Here is a 15,295-nt window from a genome sequence, read left to right as displayed (position 1 = left end):
ATGTGTGCAAAGATACTTTTTTGATCGCAGTTATTCAATTATTCCTTTTACTTTTACTGAAATGGTAAAAAGCAAGTACAAAGTACTGGGAGTGATGAGTGGGACAAGTTTGGACGGTATCGATCTGGCCGAATGTACCCTGGAATTCTCCGAAGCGAATGGCTGGAGTTATAAAATTGGTGTTGCTGAAACGGTTGCTTATCCAGCACAATGGAGTTCATCCTTGCGAGAGGCCATAGGTTATTCCGAAACACAACTCAAATCATTGAATATCGAATATACTCGCTATCTCAGTAAGGTTGTGAGAAGATTCATTGCAAAGCATCAGTTATATGATCTGGACGCCGTTTGCAGTCATGGACATACTATTTTACATCAACCCGATAAAGGAATCACTTTACAAATTGGCAATTTATCCGAGTTAGCCCGGCTGACAGGGAAAAAAGTGGTTTGCGATTTCCGGGTTCAGGACGTGGCGTTGGGCGGACAGGGCGCACCCCTGGTGCCAATGGGTGACAGACTATTATTTGGAGCGTATGATTATTGCCTGAACCTGGGAGGTTTTGCCAATATTTCTTCGGAAGTGAATCAGCGAAGGATCGCTTACGACGTATGCCCGGTAAATATTGTGATGAATCGATATGCGAACAAGCTGGGTGAGCCTTATGACCCCGAAGGAAGCATCGCACGATCGGGAACTGTAGACCAAAGGGTTCTCGAACGTCTGAATGATCTGGCATATTATCAGATGCCGGCTCCCAAGTCGCTCGGACTGGAATGGGTTCTACAAAATATTATACCAGTCCTTGAAGAAACAAACATATCACCTCCCGATGTGCTACGCACTTTTGTTGAGCACATCGTTTTGCAAATAGCGGCCCAATTCAATGAGAATTCAAAAGTACTGGTTAGCGGAGGAGGAGCCTATAATTCTTTTCTGATCGATCGGCTGAAGTCGCTCAAGAACCTTCAAATTGTTATCCCGGATAACGATTTGGTGGATTATAAAGAAGCTCTGATATTTGCTTTACTCGGTGTACTTCGTTTACGAAATGAGGTGAATTGCCTGGCTAGCGTGACCGGTGCAAAAAAGGATCATTGTAGTGGATTTGTGTATGATCCATAGGGCTTTCAATTAGCTTTAAAGGATAATTTATACTCCTTAGTCGAATATTAACATTGCGACTTTTGAAATTGCATTGAAAAGGTTAATTTAGACGGATCAATTTGCCAACTATATGGAATCCATCATAATCCTGATATTCGCTCTAGGATATCTTTCTATAACATTAGAACATCCCTTACGATTAGATAAAACAGTACCCGCTTTGATCATGGCAGCCCTTATCTGGGCGGTTTTGGCGGTTGGATTTCATTCGGGCTGGTTCAGTGTGATCGACACTTACGAAAATGTCTTTACCTATACCGAAGGCCACGATGCCGTGCATGGATTCGAGAATACACTGTTACATCATTTAGGTAAGACGGCTGAGATATTGGTATTCCTTATTGGTGCGATGACCATAGTGGAGATCATCGATCTGCATCGAGGCTTTGAGGTGTTAAAAAGTGCCGTGCGCACTAAAAGCAAGCGGAAACTGCTGTGGATCATAGGTATCCTTGCCTTTATACTTTCAGCGATCATCGATAACCTTACCGCCACTATAGTGCTGGTAACCTTGCTTCGAAAGCTTATCAGCAATAAAAATGAACGACTTTGGTATGCGGCTATGGTAGTAATTGCTGCGAACGCTGGTGGTGCCTGGTCGCCTATAGGTGATGTGACAACTACTATGCTTTGGATCGCGAACCGCGTATCGGCTCTTGGTTTGATAAAATTCGTAGTGATACCTTCTATAGTGTGCTTTATTGTGCCATTTGCAGTAGCCAGTTATCTAAAGCCATTCCGTGGGAATATCGAAGTGGATACCACTGAAGATGTGGTAGCTGAGCGATTATTAAGCAGTAAAACCATGCTTTTTCTGGGTCTGGGAATGATCGTTTCTGTACCCGTATTTAAAACTTTTACTCACCTGCCTCCTTACGTTGGGATGATGCTTGCCTTAGGAGTTGTTTGGTTGGTTTCTGAATACATACATCCCGAAGAGGATTTTAGTAAAGAAAGAAGACATTTATATTCCGCTCACAAGGCACTTTCCCGTATTGAGATCTCCAGTATTCTATTCTTCCTTGGAATTCTTATGGCGGTTGCCGGTCTGGAAAGTCTTGTCTATAGTTCTGTTGAACGCATCGTAGACGGAGTTCCTACAGATGTTCAGGTTGGCACCCTGCGATACCTGGCCGAAGTAATGCAGGAAGCAATACCCAACCAGGATATTGTAATTATGATACTGGGTGGATTATCGGCGGTGATAGACAATGTACCGTTGGTAGCGGCTTCCATGGGAATGTACGATCCGAACGTATTCGAGATGGATCACTGGTTGTGGCATTTCATTGCCTATTCAGCTGGTACCGGTGGAAGTATGCTAATCATTGGATCTGCTGCTGGTGTAGCTGCTATGGGAATGGAGCGAATAGACTTCATCTGGTACCTTCGCAAGGTAGCCTGGTTAGCATTTATAGGATTCTTAGCCGGGGCCGTGGTGTTTATCCTATACCGCGATATGTTACTCGGATAGTGCAACAATTTGCAATCAGGGTCGTTATTCAATTAAATCAAATCTATTTACATGCTTAACTTCTTTATTCAGGAGGGACAGGATCTGGCGCAAGATCTTGAGCCTGTGGTTTCTGAAGAAAAATCAATCTCTGTGCTAGAACTCATCATGAATGGTGGTATGGGAGCCCAGATCATCATAGCAGTGCTTTTCGTTCTGTTATTTGTTGCGGTTTATATTTATTTTGAACGCTGGTTCGCCATTAAAGCTGCCTCTCATCTGGACAACAACTTTATGAACCAGATTCGGGACAATGTAGCCGGAGGAAATATCCAGGGGGCGAAAATTCTCTGTACCCAGCATAACACTCCGGTTTCAAGATTGACGGAAAAAGGGATCTCTCGTATTGGCAGTCCGTTGGAAGATATTAACACTGCAATTGAGAACGCCGGTCGGTTAGAAGTTTACAAGCTAGAAAAGAACGTAAGTATACTCGCTACGATTGCCGGAGCGGCACCTATGATAGGTTTCCTCGGAACTGTAATCGGGATGGTACTTGCTTTTCATCAATTGGCAACAAGTAGCGGACAAGCTGAAATGGGTGCTCTTGCAGAAGGAATTTATACAGCTATGACCACTACGGTGGCAGGGCTGATCGTGGGTATTATTGCTTATATCGGTTACAACCATTTGGTGGTCCGAACCGACAAGGTAGTACACCAGATGGAAGCCACAGCCGTCGATTTCCTTGATTTACTGAACGAACCGGCTTAGTATGAATTTACGAGGTAGAAATAAAGTTAAAGCCGAATTCAGCATGAGTTCCATGACGGATATTGTCTTCCTGTTACTGGTATTCTTCTTGCTTACATCACCGGCCATCACACCTGATGCGCTGGACCTAATCCTTCCGAAGGCGAAAGGAAAGTCCACAAATCAGCAGAAAGCATCAGTGAGTATTACTAAAGAGGGTGCCTATTATGTAAATAAGGAACGTGTAAGTGAGTACAGTATCGAAAAGGAATTGCAAACCATTTTAGCAGGACAGGATGAGCCCACAATTATATTAAGGGCTGAAGAGGGAGTCCCTATCGAGGATGCGGTCTTCGTTATGGATGTTGCAAACAAGAACGACTACAAAGTAGTATTGGCCGTTAGGCCAAATTGATCATAATTATGGGGCTGCTGGATACAAAACATAAGCGAAAAAGTATGACGATCACGGTGATCCTTCACCTGATCATCTTGTTCCTTATCATTTTTGTTGTCGGACTGAAATACATGGATCCGCCTCTTGAAAGAGGTATCGCGGTGAACTTCGGAACGACCGATCAGGGCAGTGGAGATGTCCAGCCGGATCAACCTATAAAATCAGCACCTAAAAATACCAACCCGGAACCGGTGTCTCAACCGAAAGCTGAGGTAAAAGAAGAAGTCGTAACTCAGGATACGGAAGACGCCCCGGTGATAAAGAACGAGAAGCCACAGAAGGAGGTAAAGGAAACTCCGGTTAAGGAAGAACCCAAAGAGGAAGTGAAACCGGACCCAACACCAGATAAGTCCACAACGGATGTTTTATCAAGTCTCATTAATGGTCCGAAGAAAGACGGTACGGCTCAAGGCAGTGAAGGAGATGATAATAAGCCGGGAGATAAGGGCAACCCCAACGGCGATCCCAATGCCCCCGGATACTACGGAACAGGCAAAGGTCTGGATGGCGATGGTAATTACCAGCTTGGTGGAAGAAAAGCACTGAACAAAGAGAAGTACGTTCAGGATTGTAATGAAGCCGGAACAGTGGTGGTTAGCATAGAAGTGGATCGAAGCGGACGAGTGATAAGTGCAACACCAGGTGTTCGAGGCACGACCAACAATTCCAGATGTTTGCTCGAGCCAGCGAAAAGAGCCGCATTAGCTACTCGATTCAACAGTGACACCAAGGCACCTGCCAAGCAGATCGGGAAGATCATTTACAGATTCAGACTCTCCAACTAGCTATTTTAACTTTCAATTTTTGAGTATCTTTAGCAGAATTATAAACTGCTATGAGAACAATATTTCCTCTCCTATTTTCTGTCCTTTTTACACTGGTTTCCTGCACGAAACCTATAGATGATTCTTTGGAATCCAAAGCTGACAAACTTCCTGCGGATTTCATGTTCGATCAACGGGCGTATCCAACAGGTGTGATCAAATCTGAGGCATTGCGTGAAGCCATCCAGTGGAAGAAACAGCAACTTCAGCAAAGATCGGTAGTGGGAAATTCCTGGGAGTTTGCCGGTCCCGTTAATATTGGAGGAAGGATAACAGATATTGAGATACCTTCCAATGAAGCGCAAACTTATTATGTGGGAGCAGCCTCCGGTGGAATCTTTAAGACCACGGACGCCGGCGCCAGTTGGGTTTCAATATTTGACGACCAGGAAATGCTTTCCATCGGGGATATCGAGGTTTCAAAAGTTGATAACGATGTGATCTGGGTTGGTACAGGCGAAGTGAATGCAGGAGGAGGTTCTTTAGCATACGATGGTGATGGTATCTATAAATCTGAAGATGGGGGTCAAACCTGGGAATCCAAAGGTCTACCCGATATTGGAAGTGTCGGGAAAGTATTGATAGATCCCAACGACGAGAATACCCTTTTCGTTGCTGCCATGGGGCCACTTTTCAGAAATGATAACAATCGAGGAGTATATCGATCCACAGATGGTGGTAACAACTGGGAGCAAAAACTCTTTGTTAGTGATTCCACTGGGGTTATTGATATGGCCATTCATCCCACCAATGGAGATATTGTGTACGCAGCCACCTGGGAACGCATCAGAAGGCCGAATAACAGGCAGTACGGGGGAGAGACTTCGGGTTTATATCGATCTTCGGATGGAGGTGAGAATTGGACGGAATTAACGGCTGGCCTGCCAACTGCACCCTCTCAAAAAGGACGTATCAGCATAGATATTTCCCAGTCGAATCCAAATGTACTTTATGCCCGGTATGCGAATGCATCCGGGGATATCCAGGGTGTCTACCGCACGTCTAATGGTGGTGATACCTGGACAGCGGTGAATTCAAATCAGTTAACCAATATCGGTTTCCACTGGTGGTTCCGCGGAATATTTGTGGATCCCACGGATGAAAACACAATCTATAACGTCGATTTTATTGTTGAGAAGTCTACGGATGGAGGTCAGACCTGGTTTACTTCCTTTCCGGATGTCCATGTGGATCAGCACGCACTTGCCTTTAACAATTCGGTTTCGGGAGAAGTGGTTTTAGGTAATGATGGAGGTTTCTATAAAAGTAACAACGGAGGTAGTAGTTGGGCAAAAGATGAAACCCTGCCAATAACACAGATATACAGAACACATGTAGACTTTCAGAATGAAAACAAAGTATATATTGGGACACAGGATAACAGTACCATTCGCACTACCACAGGGTCCGCAAACGATTGGAATATTATTAACGGTGGTGATGGATTCCAACCTTTAGTCGATCCAACCAATACCAGTGTTATCTATGCTTTGTCACAAAGAGGTTTTTTAGTTAAGTCAACCAATGACGGAGCAAGCTTCTCTCCTGCCATGGCGGGTATAGCTTCCGGGGACCGAAAGAATTGGGATACGCCGATAGTATTCGATCCTCAAGACTCTCAAACTCTGTATTATGGGGCAAACAGGCTCTACAAAACAACGAATGCAGCGGGATCATGGACTCCCATAAGTGATGATCTTAGTAATGGTCCCTATTCGGGAAATCTCGACTTCGGAACCATTATTTCCATCGATGTTTCACCATTGAACAGCGATTTAATCTATGTGGGTACAGACGACGGTAATGTTTGGGTAACTGAAGACGGAGGGGAGGACTGGACCCTCGTTTCGGATGAATTGCCAAATCGCTGGGTAACAAAGGTCCTGGCTTCTAGAGAAGATGAAAATGTGGTCTATGTTACCTTCTCGGGCTATCGTTACGGGGCAGACGAAGGACATGTGTATCGGAGTAACAACAAAGGAGTGACCTGGTTTGACATTTCCGGCTCCTTACCTGATATACCGGTGAATGACATTGTTCAGGATGCAAACGGCTATTTGTACGTAGGTACTGACGTTGGTGTGTTTGCCAGTGCCACTAGCGGTCAGTTTTGGGAAGTGGTTGGTGATAATTTACCGTCTGTGGTGGTAACCGATATGCATATTCATGAACCCAGTCAGTATTTGTATGCGGGTACTTACGGGCGCTCACTCTATAAAACAGACGTTTCGGACATCATTCTTGGTTCCGAAGGAATAAACGAGGTAGTGGCATTCTCGATGTACCCAAATCCTGCCGTATCCATTGTGATGATTGAAATTCGAGAGGCAGACATTGGAGCAGAGCTCTATTTATATGATGTAAACGGAAGATTGATTCGAGAAATGAAGTTTGAAGATAGGGTAGAAGTGGAAGTTTCGGATTTGAATAGTGGGATTTACTTTGTGACCGTGAAAAGCGAAGTAGGAAAACAAACCAAAAAACTAATCGTAAACTAAATTCCCAAGTCATAGATTATTCAGAAACATTAAAGTGGTTGTTTAACCAGTTGCCCATGTACCAGCGGGACGGTAAAGCGGCCTATAAGGCGGATCTTTCCAACACCATTCTTCTAATGGATGAGCTGGGTAACCCTGAGGAAGGATTGAAATGCATTCATGTGGCTGGAACCAACGGGAAAGGGTCTACCAGTCATATGCTCGCTTCCATCCTTCAGCATGCCGGTTACAAGGTAGGTTTGTACACCTCGCCGCATTTGAAGGATTTCAGGGAACGTATCAAGATCAATGGTGAGATGATCCCTCAGGATCACGTTGTTGAATTCGTCCGGGATCATAAGCAGTTTTTTGAACTGAATGCACTTTCCTTTTTCGAAATGACCGTGGGTATGGCTTTGGATTATTTCAGAAAGAAAGCGGTAGACATTGCTGTCATTGAAGTTGGGATGGGCGGTCGACTGGACAGCACGAATGTAGTGACTCCCGAGGTTTCTGTAATTACGAATATCGGTCTGGATCATACCGCGTTCCTGGGAACTACCCTGGAGGAAATCGCAGTCGAAAAAGCCGGCATAATAAAACAAGGAGTTCCAGTTGTGATTGGAGAGATACAGGAGGAGACCAGCTATGTGTTTCAGCAGATCGCTGAACAACAACTGGCACCCATCACTTTTGCTGAAAATGTCACCCAGGGCAGATTCGAAACTGACTTGTTGGGAGTTTACCAACAAAAGAATATGCAAACTGCGCTAACTACTATTGATGTTTTGGTGAAAACAGGTCTGGAAGTATCCGAAGAGTCAATACGTGATGGATTGGTATCGGTAGTTTCAACAACGGGATTGCTGGGCAGATGGCAGATTCTTGGAGAAGCCCCAAGGATCATCTGTGATACAGCGCATAACAAGGAAGGTCTGGAATTGGTATTAGGACAATTGAAGAAACAAGTATTTGAGCAACTTTTTGTGGTGCTTGGTATGGTGAATGACAAGGACCTTGACAGAGTGCTGCCTTTGTTTCCAAAAAATGCTGAATACTTCTTCTGTAAGCCAGATATCCCTAGAGGTATGGATACTGAACAACTAAAGACTGAGGCATTGCGTCATGGATTACATGGAGAGGTTTACAAGTCGGTAATTCACGCCTTCGAGGCGGCCAAAGCCAAGGCTGGTGAACGCGATTTGATCTTTATAGGAGGTAGTACTTTTACCGTTGCGGAGGTGCTTTAATGGATTACTTGCGTGATCCAGAGAATACCCGTTCCTGCAAATACAATCCCATGAGCTTCGCTCAAGGATTCTTTTTACTTAATGGATTACTTCGTGATCCAGAGAATACCCGCTCTTGCAAATACAATCCTATGAGCTTCGCTCAAGGATTCTTTTTACTTAATGGATTACTTCGTGATCCAGAGAATACCCGCTCCTGCAAATACAATCCTATGAGCTTCGCTCATTGATTCTTTTTACTTAATGGATTACTTGCGTGATCCAGAGAATACCCGCTCTTGCAAATACAATCCTATGAGCTTCGCTCATTGATCAATAATTTCTTCGAAACCTGAAACAAGTTTCGGTTTCTACAAAATTATTAATCCCAATGCGGTAGCATTGGGATTGTGCTTGATGTGGGTCATACTGAACCACATCTATATGTTTAAACCATAGTTAATATCTTAATTTGCCAGTATTTACATTCAGATATTTTTCATATATTTAATAAAAATGTTTCCCTCATTGTTTCCCTCATAAAAGAGATAGAGATATGATCACTTATAATCCAACATTAAAAAAGAGAAGTAAGAATGAGAAATATGGTATAATCAATATTCGAGTTACAAAGAATAGAAAGCATACTTATCACACACTCTCAATAAGGTTGAATGAAAGTGATTGGAATAAGAATAGAAATGAAGTAAGGAAATCCCATCCTGATCATATTCTACTCAATTCTAAAATTGATGATAAAATCAGTGATTTAAAGAAGTTACTTTCCCAATCAGACATATCACACACATATAAAGAAGGTTCCTTTTTAGAATATTTGGATAATCATATTAATGATCTGGTTAGCGCAAAAAAGATTGGTAATTCAAAGAAGTATATCACTACATATAAACATCTTAGATCATATCAAGATGAAGTGTTATTCTCTGATATAACTATTAAATTTCTTAATAAATTCAAGAACTTCCTTAGAACTAAATCTATTGGTGATAATACTATCCACAATTATTTCAAATGTATTCAAAAGTTGTTTAGACAGGCACTCAATGAAAAGGTATATGTCACATTAGATGATCCCTTTAAGAATTATTCATTAGCGAATGATAAGAAGATAGAAAAGGAATATCTTAATACTTACAACTTACGATGTTTAGTTGATGAAGATATTAATGATCCAAAGTTATATGAGATAAGAAATAGATTTCTATTCCAAATCTATGGGCAGGGATTAAGAGTGAGTGATCTACTTACACTCAGATATTCTAATATAAATTTTGTCAGAGTCTTATCTAGGATTGATTTCATTCAATACAAAACAAGAACACCCAACTCTATTCAGTTATCACCTGAACTAACTAGATGTATATTCTATTATGTGGATAGAAAGAGGTATATGGAAATGTATTATAAAGATAAGTATGAAGTTAAAAGTATAACTGATGATGAAGCTGTAACTGATACATATCAAAATCTAATTAGATACGCACAGAATAAAGTAGATCAGGATCTAGATGTTAGTTTCTATGACACATTTACAGGTAAGATTACATTGTTGAAAAAGAAATTAGCACGTATTCAATATGAGTTGATATTGAAATATAGTATAGATCATAATAATGATTTTATTATTCCTGTATTACCTAATGATCTATTTAAAGATGTAGAGTTTCATAAGAATACCAGACTCAATAGGAAACAGGTAAATAAGATTTCATCTATGACTGCTGTGTATAATAAGCAGTTGAAAAAATTGGCACCTATAACAGGTAATCCAAACATTAGACTGAGTTCCCACATTGCCAGACATTCTTATAGTAATCTGATGTTAGAAACAGGTGCTGATATCTACACCATCAGTAAGAGTCTTGGTCATTCTAATCTATCTGTTACTGAGTCCTATGTCAGTTCTTTTAGTAAAGAGAAGATAGATGCTGATAATTCAGAAGCATTTAGAAGTTTAGGTATGTTATCTAATTCAGAATAAAAACTAGTCCAACTTTATGTTGTATAGCGAATATTCTTTACATCTTATCGAATAGTTCAATTTGTATATAAAATCTACGCAACTTCTTTATTATTCTTTACTATAAGACTTAATTATTAATAGTTAAAAATATAGTTATGATAGTAAAATTTGAATTTGATTTAAATAGAATTGAAGGTAAAGATCAGGTTGATCAAGAAATATTGATACAACACATCTTTGAGATATTTGAAGAGTGTCTTGATGATTTAGATGTTGATGGTATAATGTAAAAAAGTAAAATTATGGACTTAGTTTTTAAAGTGAAATTTGATATTCTATAAATTGGATTATGATATTGGAAAATCAGGTAACAAAGTAATGGTAGTATTCCTATTACATCCTCTTCTTTACGATTGTAAATTCCTTCAATTCGTTGAGGTCATTTAGGTATTTATCAACTATAACGATATCATTACGAAAGACGATAAATCCATCATGTATTGTTAAAACCTTTTCTGCGGGAATATTCCCGATAACTTTGTTCAACATCAAGTCGGTTTCAACCCTCACCATTTTCTTCCCTAAACCTTTACTTTTAAGGGAGTGAAATAAGGGGAATTTATGTTTTACTATCTCATCCAAATCGGGTGGATAATCATTACTTTTCCCATTCAAATAGGTATTGAAACTTCTTTTTACTTTCTTTCGGTCAGAGATATCCATCCCCAAAACACTACCCCAATTTTCATAGAAATCTCCATCAAATAATTCTAAAAAAGGATCATCATTATACCCTTTCTTTTTGATGTATTCCTTTATCTGATAGGGAATGGATGTTTTAATATCATATCCGATAAAATCTTGATCAAGTTGAGGTAATACTTTCTTGTAGGAGTTGGTCAAATTGTGATATAATCTATACCCATATTGATCGGAGGACATTTTTACATCTTCAATCCCAACGGACTCTAAAAAACGCCTGTTTTTTATTCGACATGGGCTTTCCTTAATTCTCAATGGAAACCTCAACTCCTGATCTGATAAAACGGGAAACTCCTTAATTGTATATTCCTTTGACCTAGTTCCTACTTGGTAGGATTCGACAAATATGGGGTCATCATGAATATCAATATAGATCCCCCTCTTCCTTCTTTCATGGAAATCCAACTCTCGTTTCCTAACCTCAACGAAACCATGGCTAATTAAAAAATCAAGGTATCTTTTATATCCCGTAAGAATTGATTTTCGAAAATACTTTGATGATAAAGAGACATAATATTTTTTCTTTTCATCTCCCCTGTTTCTCCCACGTTTAATTTCGGTTTCAACTTTGCTAAGTATCAAACAATATGTTTTTAAGAGAGTATTTCGAGATGATCGGTTTTTAAATTCTCTTTCAGACAACTCCAATAACCTCTTAGGAATTAATCCTACGAGGTTATTTTCATAATCGTAATGGGTGAACTTCATTTATTTTAGTCTATCCCTCAATTTTTGTATTTCTTGATTTAACTTGTCTATTTTGTCCTTATAGTCAAGTATCCTCTTCTCCTTTTGAAGTATCCTTCTTCTTATATTGTTGTTTCTTTCGTTGTCCATTCCATTAGGTTCTTTTTTATGAGGTTCAACCTCTCTTTGTAGTTCAGGTAAATGAGAAAGGGTAACAATCTTTCCGAATTAAAGTAATAAACCCCATCATTGATATAATTAGGTTTCAATTCGAAGTCATTGATCCAATTCTTGATATGATACTTTTGAACCTCCAATTTTTTAGAAAGATCCCTCATACTATAAACCCTCACTTTATTTATCTCCTTTTTCATTTTTCTTTCTACGATGTTTTTTTTCTATCTCCTCAAACTCTAAGTATTCCCAATCAAGTGATCTGATTGTCTCGGATCTAACTGGAGTTTGATCTTTTATTTCGAGAATAAAATCCTCTAAGTTTTTTACATATTTTTTTCTTTCCATAATTCAATCCTTTTTAGATATATATTATCCTATTGACCTTTTGTTGAAGTATTTATTTCAAATTCTCCATAATCCGAATCAGGTGACTCAATTATTATTTTATGGTATTCAAGTAATTTGACTATAAACCATTCAATTGACCACTCACTACAAACCTCAACAGCAATATAATATTCATATAGTCTGTCATATAATTCCTCGTCAATATCTCTTTCATGTTGGATGAAATTGTTGAATTGTGAGATTGTTATATCGTGATATATTAATTGTTTCTGTAATTCTTCCTCCGAATAATCTCTTACATAATTTCTTATATTCTCTTCCATTAACCCAAATAGATTATCGAATTCATCTTGATATTCACATTCACTAGTTAGAATATTTTTAAGTTCTATTTTTGGTTTTTTCCGAGTAAAATTTTCCATGGCATCCCAATAAAAATCAACTAATCGTTTATTTGGGGTACTTTGAATTAGATCTTCTAAGTCTACCTTACCATTTTCTGTTTTTTCTACTTTCCACATATCTTTTAGTTTTTAAAGGTTAATAATCATTTACAGGACTTATAGTATCCAATGTGGATTTTGTTTAGACATTTTTTAAAAAATTTTGAATTTTTTTTGAAGAAAGTGTATCATGTCAAAAATGTATCATTTTAATCTTGTTTTCCTTGGTTAATACACTGGAATTCAGGACCATTGTAATCTAAAAGATTAATTTGATACGTTATGAAGAACTACCTCACACGATTACTTTCCGAGAAGGGAATACCCATGGATCATTCCTTCTTGATCCCCTCAGATAGTCCATTTGGAAATCACCTCATCCCCATGGATGTGGTCATAGAATTTATATCCTGTCTTGACTTAGAAACTCAACTTCAAATAAAGTGGAGATTAGTTAAGATCGATTTCAACAATGGAGATATTTTACATTTTTTGGAATATCTCTGTAAAGGAATGGTTCAACTTAAATTTCCCCAAGGATGAGAGTTGTTATCTATTCGAGGGTATCTACCTCATCTCAGGACAATCAAAGACAGATCAGAGAATTGACTGAATATTGTCAGAAAATGAAATTTGATCTACTTTCTGTCTTTGAAGAGAAAGTTTCAGGTAGTAAAAAGAACCAGGAACGAGAAGTCCTGATGGAAATGATTGACTTTATCCAAGATAACAATGTAGATAAGGTTCTTTGTTGGGAGATGAGTCGGTTGGGAAGGAATACCCTCGAAGTTTTAAGTACCATAGAAACTTTGTCTGAAAACAAAATCTCACTATTCATCAAGAATTTTAATATCGAAACCCTCGATGAAAAAGGAAATAAAAACCCCTTATCCAATTTGATGATCCAAATCCTTACTTCCATTTCAGAAATGGAAAGGACTCAGATCAGACAACGAATAAAGTCGGGATATGACAACTACATTAAAAAAGGTGGAAAAGTAGGTCGTAAAAAAGGATACAAAAAATCCGAAAAAGAGATTTTGGAGGAGTACAAAGATGTGGTCAAGTATCTAAATAAAGGAAGATCAGTTAGGGAAACAATGAAACTTACGGGTCGAAGCAATGGAACAATAATGAAGGTAAAAAGGTTAATTCAGTAACCTTTTTACCTTCATCAATTTCTAATCTAATAAATCCCCTAAATGTTCTCTTTGAAATTCCAATGTAGTAATTTCCTGAATCGTCCTTTTTCCTTTTTGGGTTTCGGGATACATTTTATGTCCTTCAATTTTATAGTATTCCCCAATTAAAGGATAGAAATACATTTTGGAAAATGAAATTACTTGTTTAAAGAATCTATCGTTTTCTTGTTTTTCTTGTTCTGTCGTCATGATTGTCACTTTTTGATAATCATTTCCATACAATTACATTCATCACTCAATCGTAGAATCTCAACATTATTATAATTTGGAATAATTGTTTCATGAAAATCATTGATTACACCCAAAACTATATAGATGGTTTCAAAAAAATCTTTTGAAGATTTATACTGAAAATTGACTAAGGTATTGGTGATGATGGTAGAATACCTTTTAATGTAAGTATCACTCAAATTGACCATTCCTGTTTCTTCTTTATCACAGACTAATTGTCTAATTTCTTTTTTAACGATTCTTTTTAATTCTCTTCTTTCTTTTCTGTTCATAATATTTGTTTTTAATAGTTAATAATTAATTCATGAACAAATTTATGTAGTTAATAGACTGATAATCTGTTATGTATATATTTGGAACATAATTGCATTAAATCGGGTGTGGGTCATTTCCGATTACTTCCTTAACTTTAAAAAAATCACAATTATGGAAAGAAAAGTATTGAGAAAGATGTTACTGGCGATGAATAAAATTGAGGAGGAAATAAGATTAAATAATTTTAAATATCCCAAGAGAAGTAACTTATTTGAAAGTTCAATTCCACCGCATCTTGAGAGTAAGGAAGAAATCATTGATTATTTCACGGAAGAACTACAAAAGCTGGAGGTTATTTCCTTTAAATTAAGGAATTGGTTTCAAGAATTTGTAAAACATGATCTAGGACACTATAAAATTAACCTTCCAAGTGAAAGGGAATTAAATGATACTTTCAAAAACTTAACAATTCCTGAATTACATCTTTTTTATCAACCCATAAACCCCGAAACTCAACAAGTGTATAATATCCGATCAGTTCGAAATTGGTTTAAGAATAATTCGATTTTAAAACCAGTTGTTCGGCTAAATGGAAGGAGATATTCAAAAGATGATTTTGAAAGATTTTTGAACCAAGGAGGTATTCAATATAATCATATACTTACAAACTTAATTTTTGAATTTCTTCAGTCAAATGAATGTTCAAAATTGACTAAATCTGAAAGAAACAGAAAAGTAAAAGAGATCATCCGCCAATTTAAGAGAAGTTAGTACCCTATTACGGAATCACGTTAGCATTTCAATTCCATTTTGATTAATTTCCCCGTTAGCTAAACATATCAACC

The 15,295-nt window shown here is 38.3% G+C and carries 19 protein-coding genes; 13 read left to right on the top strand and 6 right to left on the bottom strand.

What is annotated here, in order from left to right:
- Nucleotides 1-4: 4 nt before the first annotated feature.
- The 10 genes from J1N09_RS10170 (at nucleotide 5) to J1N09_RS10125 (ending at nucleotide 10,635) form a co-directional block, all read left to right on the top strand.
- Nucleotides 5-1,126: an anhydro-N-acetylmuramic acid kinase gene (locus J1N09_RS10170; RefSeq protein ID WP_321160808.1), complete on the top strand. Its 1,122-nt coding sequence runs from the start codon at nucleotides 5-7 to the stop codon at nucleotides 1,124-1,126.
- Between the two features lie 112 nt (nucleotides 1,127-1,238).
- A complete protein-coding gene (gene nhaD / locus J1N09_RS10165; RefSeq protein ID WP_265200074.1) occupies nucleotides 1,239-2,642 on the top strand; it encodes a sodium:proton antiporter NhaD in 1,404 nt (467 codons plus the stop codon).
- Nucleotides 2,643-2,693: 51 nt separating this feature from the next.
- Complete coding sequence (locus J1N09_RS10160; RefSeq protein ID WP_265200073.1) at nucleotides 2,694-3,395, top strand: MotA/TolQ/ExbB proton channel family protein; 702 nt, start codon at nucleotides 2,694-2,696, stop codon at nucleotides 3,393-3,395.
- Between the two features lies 1 nt (nucleotide 3,396).
- The gene (locus J1N09_RS10155) at nucleotides 3,397-3,789 is read left to right on the top strand and encodes an ExbD/TolR family protein (RefSeq protein ID WP_265200072.1); all 393 of its coding nucleotides are present in this window, start codon (nucleotides 3,397-3,399) and stop codon (nucleotides 3,787-3,789) included.
- Nucleotides 3,790-3,797: 8 nt separating this feature from the next.
- Nucleotides 3,798-4,616 (top strand): energy transducer TonB, encoded by an 819-nt coding sequence (locus tag J1N09_RS10150; protein ID WP_265200071.1) that lies wholly within the window; start codon nucleotides 3,798-3,800, stop codon nucleotides 4,614-4,616.
- Nucleotides 4,617-4,666: 50 nt separating this feature from the next.
- The gene (locus tag J1N09_RS10145; protein ID WP_265200070.1) at nucleotides 4,667-7,153 is read left to right on the top strand and encodes a VPS10 domain-containing protein; all 2,487 of its coding nucleotides are present in this window, start codon (nucleotides 4,667-4,669) and stop codon (nucleotides 7,151-7,153) included.
- A gap of 56 nt (nucleotides 7,154-7,209) precedes the next feature.
- On the top strand, nucleotides 7,210-8,382 hold the full coding sequence (locus tag J1N09_RS10140; RefSeq protein WP_321160807.1) for a folylpolyglutamate synthase/dihydrofolate synthase family protein: 1,173 nt from the start codon (nucleotides 7,210-7,212) through the stop codon (nucleotides 8,380-8,382).
- 50 nt (nucleotides 8,383-8,432) lie between these two features.
- Nucleotides 8,433-8,612: a hypothetical protein gene (locus J1N09_RS10135; RefSeq protein ID WP_265200069.1), complete on the top strand. Its 180-nt coding sequence runs from the start codon at nucleotides 8,433-8,435 to the stop codon at nucleotides 8,610-8,612.
- 305 nt (nucleotides 8,613-8,917) lie between these two features.
- The gene (locus J1N09_RS10130; RefSeq protein ID WP_265200068.1) at nucleotides 8,918-10,363 is read left to right on the top strand and encodes a site-specific integrase; all 1,446 of its coding nucleotides are present in this window, start codon (nucleotides 8,918-8,920) and stop codon (nucleotides 10,361-10,363) included.
- A 137-nt stretch (nucleotides 10,364-10,500) separates the two neighbouring features.
- Complete coding sequence (locus J1N09_RS10125; RefSeq protein WP_265200067.1) at nucleotides 10,501-10,635, top strand: hypothetical protein; 135 nt, start codon at nucleotides 10,501-10,503, stop codon at nucleotides 10,633-10,635.
- A 103-nt stretch (nucleotides 10,636-10,738) separates the two neighbouring features.
- On the opposite strand, the gene J1N09_RS10120 is transcribed toward J1N09_RS10125, so the two are convergent.
- The 4 genes from J1N09_RS10120 to J1N09_RS10105 all read right to left on the bottom strand — a co-directional run bounded on the left by J1N09_RS10120 (nucleotide 10,739) and on the right by J1N09_RS10105 (nucleotide 12,840).
- A complete protein-coding gene (locus J1N09_RS10120; RefSeq protein WP_265200066.1) occupies nucleotides 10,739-11,815 on the bottom strand; it encodes a hypothetical protein in 1,077 nt (358 codons plus the stop codon).
- A 101-nt stretch (nucleotides 11,816-11,916) separates the two neighbouring features.
- Entirely contained in the window at nucleotides 11,917-12,168 is a 252-nt protein-coding gene (locus tag J1N09_RS10115) for a MerR family transcriptional regulator (RefSeq protein ID WP_265200064.1), read from the bottom strand.
- Nucleotides 12,149-12,316 carry a hypothetical protein gene (locus J1N09_RS10110; RefSeq protein ID WP_265200063.1) on the bottom strand — a complete coding sequence of 56 codons (168 nt, stop codon included), beginning with the start codon at nucleotides 12,314-12,316 and terminating at the stop codon, nucleotides 12,149-12,151. Before J1N09_RS10110 ends, J1N09_RS10115 begins: the two co-directional genes overlap by 20 nt.
- A gap of 29 nt (nucleotides 12,317-12,345) precedes the next feature.
- On the bottom strand, nucleotides 12,346-12,840 hold the full coding sequence (locus tag J1N09_RS10105; RefSeq protein WP_265200062.1) for a hypothetical protein: 495 nt from the start codon (nucleotides 12,838-12,840) through the stop codon (nucleotides 12,346-12,348).
- Between the two features lie 204 nt (nucleotides 12,841-13,044).
- On the opposite strand from J1N09_RS10105, the gene J1N09_RS10100 reads away from it, so the two are divergent.
- Nucleotides 13,045-13,305 carry a hypothetical protein gene (locus tag J1N09_RS10100; protein ID WP_265200061.1) on the top strand — a complete coding sequence of 87 codons (261 nt, stop codon included), beginning with the start codon at nucleotides 13,045-13,047 and terminating at the stop codon, nucleotides 13,303-13,305.
- Entirely contained in the window at nucleotides 13,302-13,922 is a 621-nt protein-coding gene (locus J1N09_RS10095; RefSeq protein ID WP_265200060.1) for a recombinase family protein, read from the top strand. The genes J1N09_RS10100 and J1N09_RS10095 overlap by 4 nt, the downstream gene beginning before the upstream one ends.
- A gap of 21 nt (nucleotides 13,923-13,943) precedes the next feature.
- Here the strand turns inward: J1N09_RS10095 and J1N09_RS10090 are convergent, their stop codons facing one another.
- Together J1N09_RS10090 and J1N09_RS10085 are read right to left on the bottom strand one after the other, a co-directional pair.
- Nucleotides 13,944-14,153: a hypothetical protein gene (locus J1N09_RS10090; protein WP_265200059.1), complete on the bottom strand. Its 210-nt coding sequence runs from the start codon at nucleotides 14,151-14,153 to the stop codon at nucleotides 13,944-13,946.
- Nucleotides 14,154-14,158: 5 nt separating this feature from the next.
- A complete protein-coding gene (locus tag J1N09_RS10085) occupies nucleotides 14,159-14,467 on the bottom strand; it encodes a hypothetical protein (protein ID WP_265200058.1) in 309 nt (102 codons plus the stop codon).
- A 154-nt stretch (nucleotides 14,468-14,621) separates the two neighbouring features.
- Here J1N09_RS10085 and J1N09_RS10080 point away from each other — a divergent pair, with 154 nt between their 5' ends.
- Nucleotides 14,622-15,221: a hypothetical protein gene (locus J1N09_RS10080; protein ID WP_265200057.1), complete on the top strand. Its 600-nt coding sequence runs from the start codon at nucleotides 14,622-14,624 to the stop codon at nucleotides 15,219-15,221.
- The last annotated feature ends 74 nt before the right edge of the window (nucleotides 15,222-15,295 follow it).

This window comes from Aureitalea sp. L0-47 (assembly GCF_026126405.1).
Taxonomy (GTDB): Bacteria; Bacteroidota; Bacteroidia; order Flavobacteriales; family Flavobacteriaceae; genus Pukyongia.
The sequence above is the reverse complement of the archived record's forward strand: the minus strand, read 5'-3'. Positions and strand labels throughout refer to the sequence as shown.